This is a genomic window from Rhodococcus sp. GA1, assembly GCF_024321955.1.
GTDB lineage: Bacteria > Actinomycetota > Actinomycetes > Mycobacteriales > Mycobacteriaceae > Rhodococcus > Rhodococcus pyridinivorans.
In genome coordinates this window covers 118,344-140,913 of record NZ_CP097186.1, presented here as the reverse complement: position 1 = coordinate 140,913, position 22,570 = coordinate 118,344, and the positions used below count along the sequence as shown (strand labels likewise).

The window sequence follows — 22,570 nt, the reverse complement described above, 5'->3', positions numbered from 1 at the left end:
GGACTGCTCTTACGGAGAGAACTGCGCGTTCGGGAGAGTGGAGGGTTCGACGGATCCGAGGTCCTCGACCACATCCCACAACGGGTCGTCGAATCCGATGTCGTAGGTACAGTCGGCTTCCCTCGGGTCGGGCACGAACGCCCACAGCAGTGCACCTGCGGTGCCGGCGGCGCGTTGGCCCTCGATCTTTGTGGTGATGTGGTCGGCGCGGTCACCGAGCGACCCGCAGGACCCGGCGAGCTCACCGATCTCCGCCACGAGCAACGGCTTTCCGACGGCTGCGGCTTGCGCGACCCGCCGGGCGAGACCGTTCCACTGATCGCCGGGCAACGGCACGCCGTCGGCGCCGTAGTCGTGGTACTGCACGGCATCGACATAGGGGGAGGCGCTGACGAACTGGTACTCGTCACCTTGGGTGCCGCACTGACCGCCCCCGGTGTAACCCGCGGTGATCAGGGTGCGTGGGTCGACGGCGCGCAGTTCGGCTCCGGCCGTGTCGAAGAAGTCGCGCAGCACCTGCGCGGCGCCGGGCTCGCACGACCGGGTCCACCAGTGGCACGCGGGGTCGGTGCATGAACTCGTCTCCGGTTCGCCGACCAGTTCCCATGCTGCGAGGGATGGTGAGTTCCGGTAGCGGGCGACGGCGGTGTGCATCCAGTCCCGGTAGCTCATCACCACCTTTTCGTGTCCCGGGGTGAATTCGGTCCACCCGTCGACGTACCATTGCCGTCCCTTGAAGACCTCGTCCTCGCATGCGCCGTCCTGTGGTGCCAGGACCGGCAGCAGCATCTGATCATGCGCTTCGGCCGCGGCGAAGACCGCGTCCATCGGTCCGAAGTCGAGTTGCCCGGTGAACCGGTTGACGGCGAGCGCCTGGAAGAGATTGAAGCGGGTGAGCGAATTCGGGGGCAACGTACCGAAATAGGCGTCGAGGTTCACCATCGCTCCGCATCCCCAGTTCACCGACCAGTCGGTGGCGAGCTGGTAGGCGTTGAACCCGGTGGGCCACCAGGCCCGACCGTCGAGCGCGAAACCGTCCGGCGACGCGGTCACCCGCGCGCCCGGTGCCGGTGCCGGTGCCGCTGCCGCGGGGCTCGTGCCCAGCAGCAGCCCGACCACGGTCGCGGCGCCGACGATGAGTCTGGATACCCGAAGCCTCGTCATCTTCCGCATCGTAGGTCCGCGGCGCAGGTGAGAGCCTCGATCGAGGAGGAACACGCCGTAGTGACCGTCGTCATGATCATGCGAACTCGAGGGCTCCTTCCACCGGGCGTGTGATCCGTCGGGTGCGCGGGGATCCGAGCGCGCTCTCCAGATCCGACCCGTCGTGCTCGGCGAGCAGTTCGCCACCGGACCACACCAGCAGCGTGGTGGCGACGGTGTGCTCGGCCACCGAATGCGACAGGTCGTAGTGCGCACAGCCAGGCACACCGGCATAGGTGATCCACAGGTCGAAACCGGTCATGAACAGGTCGAGGTCGAATTGCACGGACAGGCCGAGCAGTTCGCTGCGACCGGTGTCGTCGACGCCGGCGAAGGCCTCGTCGAGGGCGAGCAGGCGCGGCGCATGCGGGTCGGCGGAATCGAGCATCACGTGCGCCGCCGCGAACAACGGCAGGTGCAGGGAGACGGACTGTTCGCCACCGGACAACGCCGAGTGCCGGGCCGGGGTGAGGCGGTCCTCGCTGCCGTCCGCACCGACGAGACTGAACGAGAACACCCGCCACCGGCGGTAATCCAGCGTCGCGGCGAGGATCTCCGGGTACGACCGTTCCGGATGCGCGGCCCGCTCCGCGCGGATCCGCGAGGCGAAATGCGCGCGGATCCCCGCGAGATCGTCCGGTGCCAGCATCGACGCGTCGCGGTCGAGGAGTTTGCACACCGCCCGGGCCGGCTCGTCGAGATGGTCGGCGAGCACCCAGTGCACCCCGATGGTGTTGCCCGAGGACATGTGCCGTTGCCGCATCTCGGTACCCATCCGGGCGATGAGGTCGCGGGCGTCGACGGTGCGCTCGTGGATCTGCTGCGCGAGACCGGTGAGCAGCGCGTCCTCGAGGATGCGCCGTTCGGAGTCGGTGAGCAGGGTCTCCTGTTCCTGCCGCGCCCGCGCGATGCGCTGCGCGAACGCCGCGACGGACGTGTAGCCCTGTTCGTCCTGTACCTGCACGACGGTGATGCCGTCGGCAGCGTCCCAATGCAGGCGGTAGTCGCGACCCCGGGCGAGTTCGGCGTCGAACTCCTGCAGCGCGGAGGTCAGTGCAGACGCGGTGGACTTGCGGGTCGACTCGGAGGCCGTGACCGAGTCGGTGGCGGCGTCGAGTGCCCGGAACAACGCGACAACCTCGGTGGGCAGCACGTCGACGGTGTCGTCGGGGGACTGCCGGATCCGATAGGTCAGCTGATCGGCGTCGAGCCACGCGGCGGCGCTGGACGGCCACATGTGCTCGCTCTCCGCGCCTAGCAGGGTCAGCAGGTCGCGGCGGGCGAAGGGAGCCAGAGCATCGGCGTCGGCGCGGGCCTCTGTGAGCGCCGACCGCAGTGTCTGCTCGGCGCCCGTGTGGGCGGCCTCGGCCTTGCCGATCCGCTCGAGCGCCGACTCGTGGGCCTTACGTGCGGTCCGCTCGGCGGTCTTCGCCGCCTCGATTCGGCGCCGGGCCTCGTCGAGCTGGGCATCGATTCGGTCGGCGCTCGCCCCGATCGACTCGCGTAGCGTCTCGAGCTTCTGCTGCTCGTTGGCCAGCGTCTCGGCGTTCTCCGCCGCGAGTTCGGCCGCATTCTCGGCGGAGACCCGCGCCTCGTCGAGGCGAACGTCGTTGTCGCGGAGGCGATCACCGCAGGTGACCTGCTCGCGCAGCGCGCGCTGCAAGGCCTGGCCCTGCGAACGGAAGTGCCGCACGGCCGCATCGAGACTGTCGAGTTCCGTCGCGGTGAGCGGTGCCCGGTGTCGGCCGGCCGTCGACCGCAGGTGCTGTTCTTTGGTGGCGACCGCGGCGATCGCTTGGTCCAGATCGCGGTCGGCGGCGGATGCGGATTCGGATGCGGTCCGCAGCGCGCCGGCGCATTCGGTGACCTTGCGTAGCGCGGCGAGCACGGATCCGGTGCGCGGCAACGACTTCACGGCCTCGTCGAGTGCGGTGAGCCGGTCGCCGATCTCGCGATCCTGCTCGCGCAGCGACGCCACGTCGGCTCGGCACTCGGCGATGGTGGTCTCGAGTTCGACGATGCGACGCTGCCGCCGCCGGGCGCGGGCGGTGGCTCCGATGAACTCGGCCTGCTCCTTGACGTGGCGACCGAGCTGCACTCCCTGCCGGAACCTACCGTGCGCATCGACCGACACCCGCGCGTCCGGGCCGGGATCGGTGGCCCATGCGATCGACGACAGCACCGCGGCGACCCGTTCCCCGGGGACGGCCGTGTCGGTTTCGGGAACGAGTACATCGGCGAGCGTGGGACCGCTCGGCCGGTGCCCGGGTGCCAGCGGCACCAACAATTGCTCCGACTCGATGTCCGGCAGGTCGCCGACGCCGTCGGTGATCCACCCGTCGAGCAGGTTCGCGCCCTGCAGGGCCGCTTCGATACCGGCGGCGTCCTGCGCCGAGGCATCGTCGCGGAAGCGGACGAGCTGCCACAGCGGCGCGCCGACGAGATCGTCGCGGTTGCCGGTGCGGGCCGGGAAGGTCGGGGGAGCGTCGTCACTTTCGGCTGCGACGGCGGTGCGTTCGGCCTCGAGTTCGGCGATCCGGGTGCCGAGCGATTCGATCTCCGCGCCGCACACGCGACGCCGGAACCGCAGGTCGTCGAGCACGGGCCCGGTGTGCTCGGCGAACACCGCCGCCGGGGACAGGGCATCGTCCTGACCGACGGTGCCGAAGGCGGTGTCGAGCGCCTCGAAGACCGGGGTGGACAGGCCCACAGCCGCGAAGGTCTCGGCGCGATCGGACCACCACCGGCCCAGCTCGGCGGCGACCTCGCTGCGGGACAGCTCGACCATGGTCTCGCCGGCCTCCACCGCGGCCGACGCGGTGTCGCGTTGCGCGCGAGCACGCAGCGCGGCAGCCTCGGCCCGCGACCGCGCAGCGGCGGCACCGTCGAGCTGGGACAGTGCGCTGCGCACCACGCGCACGTCGGCGTCGCGTTCCTCGGCGAGCGCGTCGATCGCCGCGCTGAGCTGCTCGGTCCGTTCGATGCCGTCGAGACCGGTCCATGTGATGCCGGCGTCCTCGGCCGCCGCACTCAGCCCGTCCTCGGCGCGACGACGTGCCGCCGTCGCCGTCTCGAGCGCGTCGCGGGCACTGTCGTGGTCGCGGAGCCGGTCGGCCACGACGGCCTGGGCGCGGTTCGCCTGCTCGGCCTGCGCGGCGGTGGTGCGCTCGAGGTTCTTCACCGCCGAGGCGAGGTCGTCGAGTTGCTGTTTGCCCTCGTAGGCGCTGGAGCGGTGCAGTGCCTCGAGGGTGGTGCGTGCCTGTTCGTGGTCACGTTCGGCCACCAGGAGCTGTTCCTCCGAGGCCGTGCGTGCGGTGGCGGCCTCGGTGCGGGCCTCGGCCGCCTCACGCAGCGACCGCACCGCGGTGTCCACCACCCCGAGACGGGTGGCGGCCTTGTCGACGGCGGTGCGGGCCTGCTGCCGGATGTACTTCGAATACACCTTGACGAACTGCTGCGCCGCATCGTCGGCGGCCGCGAGGGATTCGAGGGTGCGTTCGACCTCCTCGATCGCGGAGAACGAGCGGGCGGCCTCGACGATGAGATCGTCGTCGAGGGGGCGAAGACCGTCGGTCAGCGCCTGCGAGAGGCCCTTCGGGTCGAGGTTCTTGGCGAGCTGGGGGCGGCGCAGCGTGAGGATCAGGTTGATCAGCTGGTCGTAGCGTTGTGCGCCCAGACCGAACATGCGCGCGTCGATCGCCGCCCGGTAGTCGACGGGACGATCGGCGATCGCGTCGGCCCCGATCTGATCGACCAGTTGTTTGCGGGTGAGCGGTCGGTCCTCGTCGTCGAGCAGCGAGAAGTCGACTCCCACACGGCCGTCGACGACGAAATGCCAGCGGGTGACCTTGTCGTTGCCGCGGGTGGCGCGCATCCCGATGCCGATGGTGACGGCCTCCGGGTCGTCGGCGCGGCCGCGGCAGAACTCCATCCACACGTACGAGTGGGCGCTGTCCTGCCCCCGGTACAGCAGGTTCGAGCGCATGGTGCGCTCCTCGCCGGCGAACGGGTTCAGACGTCGCGGTTCGATCCGGCCGTCGAGCACGAACGGGAACAGCACCTCGAGCGCCTTCGTCTTGCCCGACCCGTTCGGTCCGCGCAGCACCAGTCGTCCGTCGGCGAACGAGAACTCCTGGTCGCGGTAGTCCCACAGGTTGATGATCCCGGCACGCGTGGGGCGGAATCGGGCGCTGCTCATGAGATCTCCGTCGGGTTCGTATCGGGTGCGGGGACTGTCGGCGGGGTGGTCTCGGGGAACAGGTCGATTTCCGGATCACGTTCGCGCACACTGACCGTCACGCCGCGGAAGCGCGCGATCGCGGGCAGGACGAGCACCCCGCCGGGTACCCGGGCCACCAGCCGCAGCCGATCGAGCATGTCCACCGCGGCCTCGGCGAGTCCCGCGGGGTCGGCCTGCCACTGCGCGGCGAAGGTCCGGCCGTAGATGTCGACGAGACGCCCGACCGTGCCCGCCAGCCACGAATCCTCGAGCAAGGGATGCTCGAGCGGGGCACGAGCGGCGTCGTCCTGCTCCAGCTCGTCGGGGATCGGGGTGTCGGACGCCGCGAGCGGGGTGAACACCGTCGACCTCGGGATCGCGGAATCGACGGCCGCGAGGAGAGCGTCCTGTGTCTGTGCAGGTACGGGTATCCGGGGTGGGGCAGGGGCGTCGGGATCGAGGACGCGATCGCACATCTCCCCGGCCAGCAACAGCGCGACCTGCGCGACCGTCCCCGTGTTCGGAAACCGTACATCTGACAGTCGTCCCGAGGTATCCACCAGCGCAACACCTTCGGCGCGACGCTCACACACCAGGCCGGTGAGCAACTTTACTTCGTCGGTGGTGCGCGGCAACGCCAACTGCAGCGCTTCGTCGTCGTCGAGATCGTCGGCGTACACCACGGGACGCTGCACCAGTGCGCGTCGCACCCGCCTCCGGACCTCCGCCGTGTCCGATTGCGGGGCACCGGCATTGCCGAGCAGACCGCGCACCGATTCGAGGTGCTGCAACGCCCGCGGTGGCCGGAACAGGGCATGCACGACCGCGCGGTCGACGTCGTAGAGCGCCTCACCACTGTCGGGATCGCTCGCCCACCTGCCCGCATCACCGTCGGCGAGGGTGATCGCCCCGCGCACGCCGAGCCAGGTCACGGCATCGACGAAGGCATCGCGATCGGCGGCACGTTCGGTGTCGAGCTCGACACCGTCCACCCGGCTCGCCTCGGACGCGACGTGCTCGGCGAGTTCGGACAGCGTGATCTGCCCGGCGCCGCGACCGAGCGCCGCGATCGCCAACGCGAGATAGGCATAGCGGCGCCGGTCGAACGGCCGGCCGGTGTGCGTCGACGTGCCCGCCCCCGCGTCGAGGCGATCGGCGACGGTGAACAGCCGCGCGGTGGTCTCGGTGACCTCGAGCCGGTATCCGAAGGTGGCGAGCAGATCCTCCCGCAGCTCGGTGGCCCAGCGGCGCACCGTCGCCAGCGCCGACCGGTCGGGAAAGGTCGCGGTGACGAGGTGGTGGGTGAGCACCAGCCGCGCGGCGCGCTGATACGAATCCAGCTCGACGGACGGAATCGAACGCGCCCTCATCGCACCTCCACCGACAGACCGTCGAGATACAGGCGCCCGCGCGCGGTGTGCACCACCGTCGACTCGCCGCTCGGTCGGAGGGTGAGCTTGACGCCGTTCTGCGTACCAGAGGACGCATCGTCGCTGCGCACCCGCCCGCTCACGGGCACGCGGGCCGACAGTGCGGCGTCGAGCAGGCTCAACAGCACCTCTGCTTCCGGTTCGCTCAGCTTCCGTTCGCGCACCCCTCCGGCGGCGAGGGAACGCGCCGCTTCGGCCCGGCGACGCTGCTTCTCGAGTTGCGCCTCGCGCAGCCGCCGTACTCCGGCGTCGTTGCGCTGGATCCGCCCCGGCGCTCCCGCTGCGGGGCGCCGGCCGGTCTCGGCGAGGGTGCGGGCGATCTCCACGGGAGGCGCTTCCCACCACGAGCGGGTGACCGGCACGATGTCGGCATCGGGATGGGCGACGGAGAAGTGTCGGGGCCGGCCCAGGTCGAACACCGCATCGAACAGTGCGTGCGCGGCCTCCTCGGACGGCGCGGCAGCGAACCAGCCCGCGAGATGCCGCAGCTGCGACTCGCGGCTGACACCCCCGCGACGCTGCTCGGTGAGCCGGCGCAGCAGCCCGAGCACCGCGGAGATCGCGTTGATGGTCGCGCCGCGCAGGCGTTCGGATTCGCTCGGTTCGGAGCCCACACCGACGAACCAGTGTTCGACGCCCCACCAGCGCTGCGCCCAGTCCGCTTCGCGTTCCTCGAACGAGAGCAGCACCCGCTCGTCGTGCCGGGCCGCGGCCGCGGTGAGCTTCTGAACCCCGGTGGCCTGTACCCGGTCGAGCGCCGTGGAAAGCTTCGGGGCGTAGCGGGCCAGGTCGGTGCTGAACTCGCGCATATGGGTGAGCAGCGCGTCCTTGTGCGCGAGGAAGGTCTCCGGGGTGACCTCGGTGGTGCGCACCAGCTCGCCGAGGACGAGATAGAAACGGGCGGCGCGCTCGGCCATGTCCGACAACGTCGCGTCGAGGCGGCTCAACTTCCGGTAGACCAGCTCGCCGTCGCCGGCCGCGTTCGCGTCGGCGAGATCGTTGAGATCGGCAAGCAGATCGGGAAGGGCCAGACGTGACAGCGAGACGTCCTCCCCGCGGGAGGACAACACGTCCTCCACGGCGCGGAACACCCGGTAGCCCGCCTGCCCGAACTGGTAGACGTAGTGCCGGTTGCGGTACTCGGCGAGCGTCGCTGCCCGGGATCCGTCGTAGCTGCGTTCGAGCACACCCCACGCGTGCAGCTGCTCGAGCAGCGCTGGGATCTCGGAGGAATCGGGCACGTCGTCGCCGCTCGCGCCGGGCAGCCGGGTGAGGACGTTCTCGACGTCGCCGGCGTGCAACAGCACCGAGTAGTTGCCGCGCGCGTGATCGAATGCGCGCAGAACCCACAGGTAGTGCCCCCTTTTCTCGGCCGTCGCGAACGAGAACAGGCGCAGGCGGTCGTCCCGCACCAAGGCGTCCTCCATCGCGCCGAACCGCGCTCGGCCTGATTCACTCACCGTGACAGGTTAGGCGGCGCAACCGACGGGTCCGGACAATACCCGGCGTGAGTGTCGGCATGATCGTTGCCCGAGGGACGCCCCGATCCGCGGTGGCGGCCCGTCCCGAGCCGTTACGGTCGAGGCGGTGCGCTCGGCAAGGCAGTGCACTCGGACAGACGCCGTAGCCTCCGGAATCGGACACGATGAATCCTCACGAGATCGGACAGGACACCCACAGCGTGGGCGATCCCGGACCTGCCACGCGTGCCTTGATCGAGGCGGTCGCCGACCTGTCGACGACGCGGCACGCCGAGATCACGCAGTACATGACCGAGCGGATCTCGGCCGAGATCGAGGCGATGTCCACCGACCGCCACACCCGCCGCTCCCTCGCCCAGGCCGCGGAGGAAGGCGTCGCAGCCATGACCCGGTTCCTGCGGGACGACCTCGAGGAGATAGAGATCCCGGCGGCGTCCTACTCGCTGGTGCGCATGCTGGCCCGACAGGGATTCCCCGTCTCGGTGGTCGACCGCAGCAACCGGCTCGCGCAGGACAGCATCATGCGCTGGTGCCTCGAGGTGCTGGCCGGACTCAGCGACGACGCCGCGGCAGTGATGCAGGCGGGCGTGGAGATCCTGATGAAACTCTCCGCCGGGATCGACGGGGTGTCGCAGAAGCTGCTCGGGGTCTACGAGACCGAGCGCGACACCTGGCTGCTCAACCGCAACGCTTCCCGGACCGCCCGCATCCAGGACATCCTGGCCGGACGACCGATCGAGGTGGGGGACGTCGAGCGCACCCTCGGCTACCGGCTCGGCCAGCGCCACCTCGGGGTGATCGTCTGGACGGACGATATCGAGGTGGTCGGTGGGGACCGGTCCGGCACCGAATGGAACGGTCTCGAGCAGGCGGTGACGACTCTGGCCGAACATCTCGGGCGGGGAGGTCGGGTGCTGTTCGAGCAGTTCGACGAGTACACCGCCTGGGCATGGATCCCGCTCGGCACGGTCGATCGCATCGACCCGAGAGGACTGTCCGGGATCGTCGCGGCATGGCAGCGACCTGTCGGTGTCGCCGTCGGCGCACCGCAGGAGGGGATCGACGGTTTCGTCCGCACCCATCGGCAGGCGGCGCAGGCGCGGGAGGTGGCTCTGACATCGGCGCTGCCGGGTCCGCGTCTCGTCTCGATCGACCAGGTCGGCGCGGTCGCGTTGATGTGCACGAATCTCGAGTGGGCCCGCGGCTGGGTGGGGGATGTGCTCGGTCGCCTCGCCGCCGACGATCCCGCTGCTGCGCAACTGCGGCACACGCTGCGGGAGTTCCTTTCCAGCGGAGGGAGTTTCGTCGCCACAGCGGAAAGGCTGCATCTGCACCGAAATTCGGTCGCCTACCGGATCAGCAAGGCGGAGGGGCAGATCGGGCACAGTGTCCGCGAGTGTCGGCTCGACCTCGAGAACGCGCTGGCGCTGTGCCACTGGCTCGGCCCCGCCGTGCTCGCACCCAATTCGGAGATTCCGCCCGCGTCCGGCTGACTGCGCGTCAGCGGGAGCCGGGCACGGTGCTGCGAACGAACCGTCCGATCTCGCCGATCTGCAGATCGCACGCCATACCGGCGTCGGCGAGACGGTCGGCCATCGACTCCGCGTCCACAAGAACAATTCGTGCGAGCCGACCTGGATGAGCGTGGGCGGCATGCCCGACATATCCGCGTCGGCGGGCCGATCGCCCCGACTCCTGGCGACGTCCTGCAAGGCCGGCCAGCGCTTCGAGTGCGTTGCCGGGCAACAGCGCGCAGTGTGCGGCGTTGGAGTGACCGAGCTTGCGGGCGAGTCGACCCGGCGAATCGGGTGCCGCTGTCTTCCACGTGAAGGACGAACGTCCCTCGGTTCACCGGTGCGGCTGCACACTGTTTCGGTAGTGGTTCGGGCTGCGCGCACAGTGTCCGCGCGTGGCACTGGGTGCCGGTGCGAGCTGGAACACGCCGAAGTAGGGAAGATCTGCAGGTAGGGAGGTTTTTTCGGCGCTTGTCCAAGTGACATCCGGTGGCCCGAACGACCCGAAAGCCCCTGTCGACCGACCCGGCATTGTGCGCTGCGACCAGCGAACCCCCACGATCTGTGTGCTCGCGTACCGATGGAAAAGGTCCCGAGTCGACCTACCTTCGAATAGGGGGCCGATGATCGGAGCTACGTCATCGGCCCGTCGGGGTCCCGCCCCCCTCTACGACGGACCGCTTCGTGGCTCGGACATTTTCCGTTGACGGAAGGACTGCGATGGCGCCCCACGCGACGCAGAACTGCATGACGATCCTGCGCTGCGGAAGCTGCACGACGCTTCACGCTCCGGAGACAGCGTGCTGCTCCTCCTGCGGCGGCGCGAACCTCGAGTCCGCCCGCTGCTCCGGCACCGGCTCGATCGTGTCCTGGAAGGTCGTCGAACCGCTCGACGACGGCGCGCAGGACGACAGCGTGGTCACCCTCGCGATCGTCGAACTCGACGACGGGCCATGGCTCTACTCGAAGATCGAAGGATCGTTCCCCGACTGCGCCGAGGCCCGGGTGCGGGTCGCGTTCCGGTCCACTGCGGGTGACGACGGATTCCCCGTCTTCGGGATCTGCGCGGCCTGATCTACGACGCTCATCCCTCGAGAACCGCGGTGGCTTCGATCTCCACGAGCACGACAGGTTCGTAGAGCGCCGCGACACCGATCAGCGATGCCGGCGGCATCGGATCGGGCAGATCGATCTCCTGCGCGACGGCCTGCACACCGGCCATGAACTGTCCGATCTTCTCGGGATGCCAGTCTGTGACGTAGAACGTCAGGCGCACGACATCGCGGAAGGTCGCGCCGGCTCCGTCCAGGCCTCGTGCGACGTTGCGCAGCGCTTGGGCCACCTGACCGGCCAGCTCGGTAGGAATCGGTGAGCCGTCCGGCATGTATGCGACCTGTCCGGCGAGATGGACCTGTCGCGTGCCGGTGGAGACTGCGACGTGGTGGTAAGGAGCGTTCGGCAGCGTGCCTTCGGGGCTGAACAGGGTGACGGACACGGAGTTCTCCTGGGGTCGGAACCAAATGGTATCTGATTTATACTTGGTATCCGGAAGTCACTTCAACGAAACCAGGTTTCATGTCGGATACCGCTGACCACGATCTGCTCGCCGTCGCCGCCCACCGGGAACTGTTGGGGCAGATCCTCGACAAGTGGTCCCTGAGCGTGCTCACCGAATTGTGCGAGGCTCCGCGCCGCTTCAACGAGCTGCGGCGCGCCGTTCCCGAGGTCACGCAGAAATCGCTGACGACCACGCTGCGCAGACTCGAACGCAACGGAATCGTCGAACGCCGGGTGGTGAACACCCGTCCCGTCGCGGTCGAATACCGCATCACGCCACTGGGGAAGACGGTGCGGGAACCGATCGACGCTCTGCTGATGTGGGCGTCGACGAATCTTCCTCGCATCGAGGAAGCGCGACGCAGATTCGACGAGGATCTCGGCGAATGAGGATGTCAGCGCTCGGGCCACGGTTCGACGACCAATCGAGGCCATTCCACCTGCCATCGTCGGGCTTTCGCTTCGTACACGTTGCGAGGTGCCAGCACCGGATTCGGGCGGAGTGGGCGGACCGGGAGTGTCCGATAAACGGTGGATCCGGCCTGGCATCGGTTAGTTGATGCGTCCTTCGAAAGTGATCGCGAAGGCATTGAGGGCAGGCTTCCACCTCATCGCCCATCGTGCCCTACCCCGACCGGTGGGGTCCAGAGCCCGCGTCGCGAGATAGAGACACTTCAGCGCGGCCTGCTCGGTCGGGAAATGCCCACGGGCGCGGATCGCCCGCCGGTAGCGGGCGGGGATAGCCCCTGGGTGGTGGACACGCTGAGACTGGCCCATACTGGGCCGGAGAATGCAGGACATCATCATGACGAAGAAGAAGTACTCGGATGAGTTCAAAGCCGATGCTGTCCGGCTTTACGAGACTCGTCCGGATGCGTCGTACTCGACGTTGGCCGCGGATCTGGGAGTCGCTCGGGGGTCGTTGAAGACATGGGTGCACCAGGCGCGTAAGAAGGCCGCGTCGGCGCAGTCCGAGGCCACGCCAGAGCGCGGGGCCTCCGAGACGCCGCAGGATCAACTCGCGCGAATGCAAGCCGAGATTGAGCAGGTCCGGGCCCGCAACCAGGCTCTGGTCGCGGAAAACGACAGGCTCAGCGAGGAGCGAGACATCCTGCGCAAGGCCACGAAGTATTTCGCGGCAGAGACGAACTGGTGATCCGCTTCTGGTTCGTTGATGACCACCGAGACGCCCATGAGGTGAAGCGGATGTGCACGGTGCTCGGCATCCACCGGTCGAGCTACTACAAGTGGCGAGCCGGAAAGGCGGCACGCCAGGCCCGGCAGGAGGCCGATGCGGCGCTGGTGGACCGAATACGTGCCCATCACCAGGAATGGGACCACACGCTGGGCTACCGGCGGATGACCGCCGAACTGGCCGATGATGACCAGGTGCCGGGCACGGTGAACCACAAGCGGGTGGCGCGGTTGATGCGATGCAACAACATTGTCGGCGTGCACCTGCGTAAACCGAAGAACACGACGATCAAAGATCCTGGGGCGCAGGTCTTCGGAGACCTGGTCAAGCGCGATTTCACCGCTGCCGAGCCCGGGAGCGTTTTCGTCGGCGATATCACCTACCTTCCACACAGGGGCACCGGTAAGTTCCTCTACCTGGCGACCGTGATCGACGTGTGTTCCAGGCGCCTCGTCGGCTGGTCGATCGCAGATCACATGCGTACCGAACTCGTCGAGAACGCGCTCGACAACGCGGCCGCGGCACGAGGATCGCTGGAAGGAGCAATTTTCCACTCGGATCACGGACGTCAATTCACGTCCTCGGACTACCAGGCGACATGCCGCCGGCACGGCGTGCGGCAATCGATGGGCCGAATCGGGTCGAGCGCCGACAACGCGATGGCCGAGTCCTTCAACGCGTCCTTGAAACGGGAGACGCTTCAGGGGGCGAAACGCTGGCTCGACGAAGCACAATGCCGCACCGAGGTTTTCCGCTGGATCACCCGCTACAACACCCGTAGAAAGCACTCGGCATTGCAGAACCGATCACCAATTGACTACGAGACCGACCGCATGTCTACCCTGGATCAGGCCGCCTAACGAACACACCCAAGTGTCCACTCTTCAGGGGCCACGCCCGACCTTCGCCGCCAGTGCCGCATCGCTGGCGGCCCGCTTGGCGCGTGCCGGGGTGCCGGCCTTCCAGGCGTAGTAGGAGGACCGCTTGATCTCGACGGCCGTGCAGAGTCGCTTCACCTCGAAGATGGCGGAGTTGTCGGCGACGAACTGGAAGCGACTCACCAGCGCGTCTCCCCGGCGAAATACTTCGCGGCCCGACGGAGGATGTCACGCTCGGTGGACAGCAGGTCCTTGGCAGCCTTCAGGTCCGCGACCTCACGCCGCAGCCGGGCCAGTTCCTGCGCCGGCGACTCCGGCCCGCAGCTGCCCTCGGGAGGGTCCTTCGGGGTCCGGCCCCGGACCGCGACTCCCGCCGCCTTCAGCCAGGTCGAGAGGGTCGCGTCGGTGATGCCGAGGTCGGAGGCGATCTGCTTCACCGTCGCCCCGTCGGTGGTGGCGTAGAGGTCGACCGCGTCGCGGCAGAACTCCTCGCTGTAGGTCTTGCGTGCCATACGTGGATCGTCTCGCTTCCCCCGGCATCAAACCGGGATTGGCGTGTCCACACTCCGGGGTCAAGTCACCAGTACGAAGCGATCACCTCAGGTGCCTACTTCGACTATCAGCAGAAGTCGATGGTGGTTACGACCTAGTGGGCTCGGGTGTCGGGGTGGTTGAACCCGGTAAAGGCGGGATCCCGGCAGCGGCCTATCTGCCGTCGATGTCGGAGTACGCGATCTGGCGCAGGCCGTGCCAGGCCGATGTCGTAGTGCTTCATGTGGACGCCGGGATAAGCGTTGCAATCAGTGGCCAGAAGCCGTGGTCACCGGCGAGTAGGCGTTCTCCCGCAAGACCGCCAGCTCGCCAGCACGTGGCGTGTCTGAGCCGGCCGCCGCCGGCGGCGAAGAAGCCCGGGACGAGCGGATAACGTGCAGGGCTGCGCACGGTGGGCAACAGACGGGCTGCGAGCCTCGGTGCCGCCGGTTACTCCAGCGTCCGACCGGCGCCGTCCGTCAACCGAGCACCGACCCTAGGTCAGGCCTGGCGTGGCCGGGTCACGATGTGGAGGACGCGGACGGTCTCGTCGCCCACGGCTTCCCACTTGGAGCGGATGCGGGCGGGGTAGAAAATCGTGTCTCGCGGCTTCAGGCGATGGATGGTGTCGCCCTCGATGATGACGTTGAGCTGTCCCTCGATGAGGTAGGTGGCCGCTGGTGAGGGGTAGTCGAACCACTCATTGTTGTTCTGGTCCTTGGTGAACTCCATCTCGGAGATCTCGAAGGAGTGCTGTTCGGAGCCGCCGACCAATCGAACCGGGACACTGGACTGCTCAGTGCCGGCGACGATGCGGCCCTCCTCGGCTCGGATGACGGTCGCGCCAGGCTGCGGGGCGACGGCTGGGAGGAGGTCGCCGGGGGTGATGTTCAGGGCGGTGGCGATCCGGTAGAGGCTCAGCATGGAGGGTGAGGCGTTGCCGCTCTCGATCTTGCTGAGGAAGGGCTGCTTCATGCCGGCGGCGTCGGCGAGCTCGCGCATCAGGAGACCGCGCTCGGTTCGCCAGTACTTCACGCGCTCGCCGACGGCCTGAGCAACGGCGTCGGATACGGCTTCCTCGGATTCCATGAGAACGAACTCCCGGGCTCGGGCGGGGACGACGGGCGACGGTGCCTGCAACATCGACTTCTCTCTACGGACTGCGGTGCCCAGCGGGCGTCGGAAGTCTACCGACCTGTCTCACTGCCACGGTGCGCGCGAGGGCTCTGGCGTCGTTGACAGAGGCCTCGCCCGCACCGTGGGCTGACTCAGGCGGACTTGTTGATCCGGAAGACGTTCTTCTCGGGGTCGAGCAGCACCGCCTGCCAGGCGTCGTAGTAGGTCCGGAAAGGTTCCTTGCGGTAGGTCGCGCCCGCTGCGACGGCGGCTGCGGCGAGGGTGTCGACGGCCTCCTCGGAGTCGACCTCGAAGGTCCAGAACGACGGCGCGGAGGCCGACAGGTCGCTCTCGGGCAGGTTGAGCAGCTCGTAGGCGACGGGGGTGTTGAAGCCGAGGATGGTTCCTCCGAGCTGGAGGGCTCGGAAGTAGTCGCCCTCGAGGTAGGTGACGTGGTCCAGGCCGAAGAGCTCGGCGTAGAAGTTGGAGACCTCGTCGACGTCTTGGCAGACCAGGGTCACGAACGAGAGCGCGACACCGGCCTTGGTGTCGGGGTTGGCGTCGGGGACTGTCTCGGTGTTCACGTCGGTGCTCACTTCACGGTCGCCTGGATGGCGCGCTGACGCAGGTACTCCCCGGCCAGGACGGCGTCGTAAGTGGTGCCGCTGCCGATCGGGGCGGGCATCGTCTCAACGATGGCGTCGACGTTGGCGTCGCAGAACTGGATCAAGGAGATCAGCTCCTCGGCCGGCGCAGACTCCTGCGGTGGCAGGACGCGGTGGCGGGTGGAGCGCCACCGGTCGCCGGTCCAGCGGGCGAGGAGGTCGCCGATGTTGACCAGCAGGGTTCCCTCGACGAAGGGCGCGTCGAGCCACTCGCCGTCGTCGCTGAGCTGGACCTGGAAGCCGCCGTAGCCGGGCTGGCGGTCCAGGAGGGTGAAGATGCTCCAGTCGGTGTGCGCGCCGACGCGGAACTGGCCGGGCTTGGGGACGCCGGTCTCCTCCAGGGAGGGGTAGCGGTTGATGTTGAGGGTCCGGGTGCCGTTGGCGCAGCGCTCGATGAACCACTCGCGGCCGAGCCCGAGGGCCTCGCCGCACATGCGAAGCAGCTCGTCGTAGAGCCCGTACATGGCCTCCATGTAGGTGGTGGCGAGGAGCTCGAGCTCGGGCACCTCGTCGGGCCACACGTTCGGGGCGAAGGCGGTGCTGTCGAGAGTGGGGTTGCCCGTGGCGTACGGGCGGCCCATCGTCAGGCTCTCCTTCATGTCGGGGGTGGCCTTGTCAGCCTCCTCGCCGGCGAAGGAGTTCGCCTCCTTCCCGCTGGGCAGCCAGCCGCGGCCACCGACGGTGGTCTCATAGCGAGCCTTGGTCTCTCGCGGCAGGGAGAAGAAGGCCTTGGCGGCGCTGCGGAGGTCGGCCGCGAGCTGCGGGTCGACGTCGTGGTTGGCGAGCATGAGGAAGCCGGAGTCACGCAGGGCCTGGTCGACCTTCGCGGCGGCGGCGGCCTGGACGCCGGCGTCGCCGGTGCGCCAGTCGGCGAGGTCGATCAGGGGGATGACGTCGGTCAGTGTGTTCGACATGGGCTGGGTCTCTTTCCGGGTGGGCGTGGGCTGGGTTCAGGCGTTCTGGGCGGCGAGGACGCGGGAGGCCTCGCGGACGGCGGCGGTGTTGGCCTTGCCGTACTGGGAGCCGTTGAGCTTGGCGGCGATGTGGTCCTTGACCAGGATGGGCTCGTAGGCCAGTCCGCCGTCGGCGTCGAGACGGCTGGGCAGGGTGGAGATGGTGGCGTCGATGTTGCCGTCGTGGAAGAAGGCCACCGACCGGCGGCGCTGGATGGTGCCGTCGATGACCGGGGGCTTCACGCGGTGCAGGGTGGAGAGCCACTGGTCGTTGGTGAGGCGGGCGGTGAGGTCGCCGAGGTTGACCAGGAGCGCTCCCTCGATGGGCTGGACGTCGTGCCAGGTGCCGTCCTTGGCGAGGACCTGGAGGCCGGCGACCTGGTCGGCCCACAGCACAGTGACGATTCCGAAGTCGGTGTGCTCGCCCATCCCGGTCAGGTCGCCGTCCAGGGAGACGTCGGTGCCCTCGGGGAGGGCGTAGTTGTTCATCCGGAGCACGTCGACGGAGTGGTCGGTGAGGTAGTCGAAGAAGCCGGAGTCCTCGCCCAGGGCGTCGGCGAAGATGGTGGTGAGCGTGCGCGCGACGCGTGCGGCGTGGTCGTAGTAGGCCTCGACCTTGGTGCGGAACCCGTCGACGTTGGGCCAGGTGTTGACGCCGTAGTCGTCGTCGGAAAGGTCGAGGCGGTCGAACCAGCCGGCCTCGGCGCCGACGTTGAAGGCCTCGAAGAAGTCGTTCATGCGGGTCGCGGACTCGACTCCCAGGCTGAGGCTGAGCGACTCGCTCTTGGGCGGGCTGTAGCCACGGTTGCCCGGCACGACGTAGTCCTTCTTCTCCTCCAGGGGGAGGACGAAGAAGTCGTCGACCGCCTCCTTGAGGCCGGTGACGACGGAGTCGGGGACCTGGTGGCCGAGGATCTGGATGAATCCCACGGCGGCGCAGGCCTTGTCCATGGCGCGGGCGACGGCGGCACGCTCTTCGGCGGTGCCGGCGCTGGTGTAGGCCGAGATGTCCACGACGGGGACCTCGAAGGCGGGGGTGTTCATGTGCTCCTCCATTTCAGTTCGGTAGTCGCAAGTCTTGTCGGAATGTGTATTCATCAAAGGAATGTAGAGTGACGTTTCTGTTACACCGGACGTCGTCTCTTCGGCGCGTGTCTGGCTCAACTGGCTGCGTAGGTGCGACGCAGCATTTCGGCGAGGTGGTCGCCGGTCGTGATGCCCGGGCCGGGCTGCTCGTTCTCGTCGAGGACCGTAGGGACTGCGGTGACGACGTAGTCGTAGTCGAGGTCGAAGAACGTCGGCACCGAGTACCGGCGGACACCGGTGGTGTTGAGCACGCGGTGGGTGTTGGACAGGTAGAGCCCGTTGGTGAGCTTCGGGACGAGGTCACCGAGGTTGACCACGAAGGTGCCGGGGATGTGTGGGGCCCGGACCCACTCGCCATCGGCGTTGAGGACCTCCGGTCCGCCGACCTCGTCCTGGTACAACATGGTGATCAGGCCCCAGTCGGTGTGAGCGCCGGCGCCGAGCTCGTTCCCCTCGCCGACGCCGTCCTGCGGGGGGTAGTGCAGCAGGCGGGTGGTGATGACGTGGTCCTGGAAGCCTTCGTCGAAGTAGTCCTCGTCGAGCTCGAGGGACAGCGCAACCAAACGGACCAGGTGCTGCCCGAGGACCGCCATGCGGTCGCGGTAGGGGAGTCGAACTGGAAGTCCACCGCCCACACGGCGTCGGGCTTGTCGGCGGGCGGGATGATCGGCACCGTCGAAGTCCCGGTCCGCTTGCGGCGTCGGCGTTGCGGGATGCGGAGGCCTTCCTCTCGCCACAGCCGCTGGAGCTTCTTGTGGTTCACTAGCCAGCCCTCGGCGCGGGCGTCGTGGTAGGCAGGCCGGAACCCGCGGCGGGGGTGGGTCTTGGCCCAGCCCCTCAGCCAGATCCTCAAGCCCGCGTCGGGATCGGCCGGCGTAGCCGCGGCGGGTGGGCGGCGCTGGGTGGTCCGGTTCTGCCCGGTGACCCGGCAGGCGAACCGCTCGGACACACCCATCACACGGATGAGGTGCTCCACGGCTGCCCGCCGGCGTTCCGGGCTCAGAAGTTTCCCCGGGCGATCTCCTTCAACGCGGCCTTCTCCAGCTCCGCGTCGGCAAGGAGCCGCTTCAGCGTGGCGTTCTCCTTCTCGAGGTCCTTGAGCCGTTTCGCGTCGTCGGCCTTGAGCCCTCCGAACTGGTTACGCCACCGGTAGTAGGACGCCTCGGTGACCTGGAGCTCGCGGCAGACGTCCGCGACGTCCTTACCCTCGGCCATGAGCCGGTCAGCAGTGGCCAGCTTCCTGACGATCTGCTCCGGCGTGTGCCGTTTCCTCGTTGCCATGGGTTCAGCCTTCCTGCCCACAAGCGTGGGCCACGAGACTCTCACTCAACCCGGAGCGCTCAGACGGGGTCAGCCCAGGAGCACCATCCCGAACAGGTCGTCGAAACCGTGCGGAGCGTAGACCCGTAGTCCCGGATGCCGGCCTGCCGGTCGCGGCCGTCGAGAAAGTTCCAGACCGACTGGAAGACTCCGCCCGCGGTGAGATACCAGTCTCCGATGCCGAGTTCACCCGCCCGGTCCAGGACGACCCGGCACACCGGATTTCCGGGAACGATGTCGAGCAGTCGCTGCTCGGTTGCGGGGCGTGAGGTCACTCGGGCATCGTCTCTCGTCGCGGGATACCGATAACGCTAGGCCTGACGCGACCGGGACTTCCATGCCGACCAGGCAGCGGTCACGATGATCGCGCCGGCGAGGGGGCCGATGATCCCGCTGGGGCGTAATTCGAGTCCGTCACCTGCGAGAAGGCTGATGAGCAGACCGCCGATGAACGAACCCCCGACGCCCGCGACCAACGCGAGAGTCCAGTCGATCCCGGTCCCGGACCTGCCCACGACGAGCTGTGCCACCGCGCCGACGAGCAGCCCGAACAGAATAATCCCGATGATCAACATTGCGCGAGTACAAGTGGACATCCTCACGCGGACACCGCTTTACGTCTCGAGAGTGCAATTCGAGATCCGGTCTTCCCACGGGTCGAACTGTTGTTACATGCGAGCCTGCCCTTCGAGTTCAGCAAGGTTGCGGTTGCGCAATGACTCGGTAGTGGGTCTGGTGTGACCGTCCGAGGCGGACCACACTCGGAGAATGGCCAGGACAAGCGCACAGGCCCAGGATTTTCCGATTGCGCCCGACGTGCCGATGCATTTGATCGACCGCATCCGGGCACTCCGACATCTCGATACCGGTCCCGAGAAATTCCGTGATGCAGGCGGGCCGGTCACCCTCGTACATATCGGTCCTGCCCGGTGGGCGCCGACCTTCGCTATCGTCACCTCACCGCAGGGCGCCCACGATGTTCTCGGCGGTTCCGACGGTTCCTTCGACAAGGAAATGACCGTCCACGTCGAGGGACGGGTGTGGGTCGGCGACAATCTCTTCAATCTTCCTCACGATTCGTGGGTGCCGCACCGTCGTGCGTTGCAGCCTTTGTTCACCAAGAAACACGTAGCGGTCTACGCCGACCGGATCGCCGAGGTCGCCGACACGATGGCGGCAGAGTGGAGCGAGGGCGGGTCGATCGATCTCGACACCGAAACCCGGCGACTCACCCTGCGTGTCCTTGGCCGGTCACTCTTCGGAACGGATCTCAGCGAGAGATCCGAAGCTGTCGGAGTTCCACTCGGACAGGTGGTGCAATTCGTGGGACGACGTGCCCTGCAACCGATACGAACCCCGACATGGCTGCCGACACGTGCCCGTCATCGTTTCCGTGTTTCGTTGGCTGTTGTCACCGAAACGCTCGACGAGGCGATGGACGCCGCGCGGAGCGGTGCTGGCAATGGCGCCGAATTGATCAAGCTGTTCTTCGAGCTCACCGATCCGGTCACTGGCAGAGCGTTCAGCGACGAGAAGATCCGTGACGAGTTGCTCGCGTTTCTCTTCGCGGGTCACGACACCACCGCGACCACTCTCGCCTACAGCTTGTGGCAGCTCGGCCGCAATCGCGAGATGCAGGAGCGGGTGGCGCGGGAGGCTGCAGCCATCGGAGACCGCCTGTTGCGCGCGAGCGATATCGGGGATCTGCCCTACACCGTCCAGATAGTCCATGAGTCACTGAGGATGTGTCCGCCCGCAGCGACGGCCGCGCGAATGGCAATGCGCGACGTGGAGGTCGACGGTTACCGTATCCCTGCCGGGACGAATACGATCGTCGGCACCTACGCGCTCCACCATGATCCGTCGCTCTGGGACGAGCCCGAGAAATTCGACCCGGATCGGTTCGCCCCCGGGCAATCGGTAGCGAGGTCGCGGTGGCAGTATCTGCCGTTCGGTGGTGGCCCACGCACCTGCATCGGAGATCATTTCGCCATGCTCGAAGCAATCCTGGGCCTCGCCAGTGTGGTGCGAAAACTCGAGGTGGAATCCCTTCACGACGATTTTCCGGTAAAGACGCCGTTCACCTTGGTCGCGGCCGGACCCGTGCCCGCGCGTGTGGGGACCAGAGCCGTCACTGCGTAGTCGTCGGCAAGGGCAGGCGGGCAGGCAGGTGCGTCGCGCCGCACTGATCGGGACAGGGCAGGATGGTGGCCATGCAGACCACACCCCTGACCTTCGAGTCCTCCGTCGTCGTTTCCGCCACCCCCGACGAGGTGTACGCCCTCGTCTCCGACGTCACCCGCACGGGTGAATGGTCGCCCGTCTGCGCGGAGTGCTGGTGGGACGAAGGGCAGGGCCCCGAGGTCGGTTCCTTCTTCACCGGCCGGAACGTCACCCCCGAACGCACCTGGGAGGCCCGGTCGAAGGTCGTCGTCGCCTCCCCGGGCCGCGAATTCGCATGGTCGGTCGGCCCGGGCCTCGTGCGCTGGAGCTACGTCATCAAGCCCGCGGACGCCGGCACGGAACTCACGGAGACCTGGGAGTTCACCGAAGCCGGGCAGAAATTCTTCCACGAGAAGTTGGGGGCAGAGGCACCTGCCCGGATCGCCGCGCGGGAGCAGGCCGCCCGCAGCGGAATTCCGGCGACCCTGGACGCGATCAAGCGCATCATCGAGGGCTGACCCGGGACGCTCGTCGATCATCGAGGGATCGCCGGGCGCTTCCTTGCCGAGGGGCGAACGGTGAACACCGCGACCTTCGGGTGCACCAGGCTCGGTACGTGGTGGGCGCAGTGTCGTGCGCTGTCGTGCGCTGCGAGGCCGGGATCGGATTCGAGGGGTCGGCTGCGACACGTAGCAGCCTGATCGCCGAAGTGCGGGTCACCGAGGAACTCCCCACCGGCGGACTTGGTGTCGGCCTGGGCATCCAGAAGGCCGATTCGCGCTAGGAGGCCCTGCGCGATCTGATCGACGAGGTGCTCCGCGTCGACGATGCCGGCTCACCGATCGCGGCGTTGATCTCCGGCCTCGACGTCGCCTACGACCTCGGTGAGGGACACCCGCTGCTGGGACGACGCATGCCGGATCTCGACGTCATTGCCGAGGAGAAGCCGGTTCGAGTGTTCGGGCTCGCCCACTTCTGCTGCAATCCGACGGTCCACCAATCGATTCCGGGCATCGTCCTGAATGCGTCGACCTCGTGTGGGCGCGTTACGACGCCGCTTGGGGATTGTCGTTGCTCGGTGAGGGGGACGCGCCGTCGGCTGTGCTCGTGCGCCCGTACGGGCACGTGGCATGGGTGGGGGGCTCGACGGACGGTCTCGACGCCGCGCTCGCGAAGTGGTGCGGCACTGCGGCCGGCCGAGCAGGAACCGTTGCGTGAACAGGTGATTCCTGAGCTACGCGGGTAGGCCGTACCGACCT

22 protein-coding genes and 3 pseudogenes are annotated in these 22,570 nt (G+C 67.9%); 8 read left to right on the top strand and 17 right to left on the bottom strand.

Annotated elements, in window-relative coordinates:
* Nucleotides 1–9: 9 nt before the first annotated feature.
* The 4 genes from M3330_RS00695 to M3330_RS00680 form a co-directional block, all read right to left on the bottom strand.
* Nucleotides 10–1,164, bottom strand: a complete 1,155-nt coding sequence (locus tag M3330_RS00695; protein ID WP_255026669.1) for a beta-mannosidase — start codon at nt 1,162–1,164, stop codon at nt 10–12.
* Nucleotides 1,165–1,240: 76 nt separating this feature from the next.
* Entirely contained in the window at nt 1,241–5,401 is a 4,161-nt protein-coding gene (locus M3330_RS00690; protein WP_255026668.1) for a TIGR02680 family protein, read from the bottom strand.
* A complete protein-coding gene (locus M3330_RS00685) occupies nt 5,398–6,792 on the bottom strand; it encodes a TIGR02678 family protein (protein ID WP_006551991.1) in 1,395 nt (464 codons plus the stop codon). Before M3330_RS00685 ends, M3330_RS00690 begins: the two co-directional genes overlap by 4 nt.
* Nucleotides 6,789–8,279, bottom strand: coding sequence for a TIGR02677 family protein (locus tag M3330_RS00680; protein ID WP_255029060.1), 1,491 nt, complete (start codon nt 8,277–8,279; stop codon nt 6,789–6,791). Before M3330_RS00680 ends, M3330_RS00685 begins: the two co-directional genes overlap by 4 nt.
* Before the next feature lie 218 nt (nt 8,280–8,497).
* Between M3330_RS00680 and M3330_RS00675 the strand changes: the two genes are divergently transcribed.
* A complete protein-coding gene (locus M3330_RS00675; protein ID WP_219130360.1) occupies nt 8,498–9,826 on the top strand; it encodes a CdaR family transcriptional regulator in 1,329 nt (442 codons plus the stop codon).
* Nucleotides 9,827–9,833: 7 nt separating this feature from the next.
* Here the strand turns inward: M3330_RS00675 and M3330_RS00670 are convergent, their stop codons facing one another.
* A complete protein-coding gene (locus M3330_RS00670) occupies nt 9,834–10,079 on the bottom strand; it encodes a hypothetical protein (RefSeq protein WP_219130361.1) in 246 nt (81 codons plus the stop codon).
* Nucleotides 10,080–10,567: 488 nt separating this feature from the next.
* On the opposite strand from M3330_RS00670, the gene M3330_RS00665 reads away from it, so the two are divergent.
* Nucleotides 10,568–10,921: a Zn-ribbon domain-containing OB-fold protein gene (locus M3330_RS00665; protein ID WP_071934941.1), complete on the top strand. Its 354-nt coding sequence runs from the start codon at nt 10,568–10,570 to the stop codon at nt 10,919–10,921.
* A 10-nt stretch (nt 10,922–10,931) separates the two neighbouring features.
* Here the strand turns inward: M3330_RS00665 and M3330_RS00660 are convergent, their stop codons facing one another.
* The gene (locus M3330_RS00660; RefSeq protein ID WP_024100879.1) at nt 10,932–11,342 is read right to left on the bottom strand and encodes a RidA family protein; all 411 of its coding nucleotides are present in this window, start codon (nt 11,340–11,342) and stop codon (nt 10,932–10,934) included.
* Between the two features lie 80 nt (nt 11,343–11,422).
* On the opposite strand from M3330_RS00660, the gene M3330_RS00655 reads away from it, so the two are divergent.
* Nucleotides 11,423–11,794, top strand: a complete 372-nt coding sequence (locus tag M3330_RS00655) for a helix-turn-helix domain-containing protein (RefSeq protein ID WP_006551996.1) — start codon at nt 11,423–11,425, stop codon at nt 11,792–11,794.
* 162 nt (nt 11,795–11,956) lie between these two features.
* On the opposite strand, the pseudogene M3330_RS00650 reads toward M3330_RS00655, so the two are convergent.
* A pseudogene (locus M3330_RS00650) lies at nt 11,957–12,148 on the bottom strand (IS256 family transposase); the annotation flags it as partial.
* Between the two features lie 61 nt (nt 12,149–12,209).
* Here M3330_RS00650 and M3330_RS00645 point away from each other — a divergent pair.
* A protein-coding gene (locus tag M3330_RS00645) for an IS3 family transposase (protein WP_219129554.1) occupies nt 12,210–13,459 on the top strand; the annotation gives its coding sequence in 2 pieces (ribosomal slippage) (nt 12,210–12,540 and nt 12,540–13,459; 1,251 coding nt in all).
* A gap of 39 nt (nt 13,460–13,498) precedes the next feature.
* On the opposite strand, the pseudogene M3330_RS00640 reads toward M3330_RS00645, so the two are convergent.
* The 9 genes and pseudogenes from M3330_RS00640 to M3330_RS00600 form a co-directional block, all read right to left on the bottom strand.
* Nucleotides 13,499–13,989 (bottom strand): annotated as a pseudogene (locus tag M3330_RS00640) (transposase); the annotation flags it as partial.
* A gap of 520 nt (nt 13,990–14,509) precedes the next feature.
* Nucleotides 14,510–15,151, bottom strand: coding sequence for a helix-turn-helix domain-containing protein (locus tag M3330_RS00635; protein ID WP_071934950.1), 642 nt, complete (start codon nt 15,149–15,151; stop codon nt 14,510–14,512).
* Between the two features lie 125 nt (nt 15,152–15,276).
* The gene (locus M3330_RS00630; protein ID WP_042329013.1) at nt 15,277–15,708 is read right to left on the bottom strand and encodes a VOC family protein; all 432 of its coding nucleotides are present in this window, start codon (nt 15,706–15,708) and stop codon (nt 15,277–15,279) included.
* 8 nt (nt 15,709–15,716) lie between these two features.
* On the bottom strand, nt 15,717–16,703 hold the full coding sequence (locus tag M3330_RS00625; RefSeq protein WP_071934951.1) for an isopenicillin N synthase family oxygenase: 987 nt from the start codon (nt 16,701–16,703) through the stop codon (nt 15,717–15,719).
* Nucleotides 16,704–16,739: 36 nt separating this feature from the next.
* On the bottom strand, nt 16,740–17,786 hold the full coding sequence (locus M3330_RS00620) for an isopenicillin N synthase family oxygenase (protein WP_219129984.1): 1,047 nt from the start codon (nt 17,784–17,786) through the stop codon (nt 16,740–16,742).
* Between the two features lie 116 nt (nt 17,787–17,902).
* Nucleotides 17,903–18,421, bottom strand: a complete 519-nt coding sequence (locus M3330_RS00615) for an isopenicillin N synthase family oxygenase (protein WP_083543595.1) — start codon at nt 18,419–18,421, stop codon at nt 17,903–17,905.
* Nucleotides 18,422–18,435: 14 nt separating this feature from the next.
* Nucleotides 18,436–19,109, bottom strand: a pseudogene (locus M3330_RS00610) (transposase); the annotation flags it as partial.
* Between the two features lie 59 nt (nt 19,110–19,168).
* On the bottom strand, nt 19,169–19,423 hold the full coding sequence (locus M3330_RS00605; RefSeq protein WP_071934953.1) for a nucleotidyltransferase family protein: 255 nt from the start codon (nt 19,421–19,423) through the stop codon (nt 19,169–19,171).
* A 36-nt stretch (nt 19,424–19,459) separates the two neighbouring features.
* The gene (locus M3330_RS00600) at nt 19,460–19,723 is read right to left on the bottom strand and encodes a GlsB/YeaQ/YmgE family stress response membrane protein (RefSeq protein WP_033096671.1); all 264 of its coding nucleotides are present in this window, start codon (nt 19,721–19,723) and stop codon (nt 19,460–19,462) included.
* 193 nt (nt 19,724–19,916) lie between these two features.
* On the opposite strand from M3330_RS00600, the gene M3330_RS00595 reads away from it, so the two are divergent.
* The 3 genes from M3330_RS00595 (at nt 19,917) to M3330_RS00585 (ending at nt 22,095) form a co-directional block, all read left to right on the top strand.
* Nucleotides 19,917–21,290, top strand: a complete 1,374-nt coding sequence (locus M3330_RS00595; RefSeq protein ID WP_219130368.1) for a cytochrome P450 — start codon at nt 19,917–19,919, stop codon at nt 21,288–21,290.
* A gap of 62 nt (nt 21,291–21,352) precedes the next feature.
* Entirely contained in the window at nt 21,353–21,829 is a 477-nt protein-coding gene (locus tag M3330_RS00590; protein ID WP_024100882.1) for an SRPBCC family protein, read from the top strand.
* Nucleotides 21,830–21,927: 98 nt separating this feature from the next.
* Nucleotides 21,928–22,095 (top strand): hypothetical protein, encoded by a 168-nt coding sequence (locus tag M3330_RS00585; protein WP_156666045.1) that lies wholly within the window; start codon nt 21,928–21,930, stop codon nt 22,093–22,095.
* 51 nt (nt 22,096–22,146) lie between these two features.
* Here the strand turns inward: M3330_RS00585 and M3330_RS00580 are convergent, their stop codons facing one another.
* Nucleotides 22,147–22,308, bottom strand: a complete 162-nt coding sequence (locus tag M3330_RS00580) for a hypothetical protein (protein WP_156666046.1) — start codon at nt 22,306–22,308, stop codon at nt 22,147–22,149.
* Nucleotides 22,309–22,346: 38 nt separating this feature from the next.
* Here M3330_RS00580 and M3330_RS24445 point away from each other — a divergent pair, with 38 nt between their 5' ends.
* Nucleotides 22,347–22,529 carry a hypothetical protein gene (locus M3330_RS24445; protein ID WP_033096673.1) on the top strand — a complete coding sequence of 61 codons (183 nt, stop codon included), beginning with the start codon at nt 22,347–22,349 and terminating at the stop codon, nt 22,527–22,529.
* The last annotated feature ends 41 nt before the right edge of the window (nt 22,530–22,570 follow it).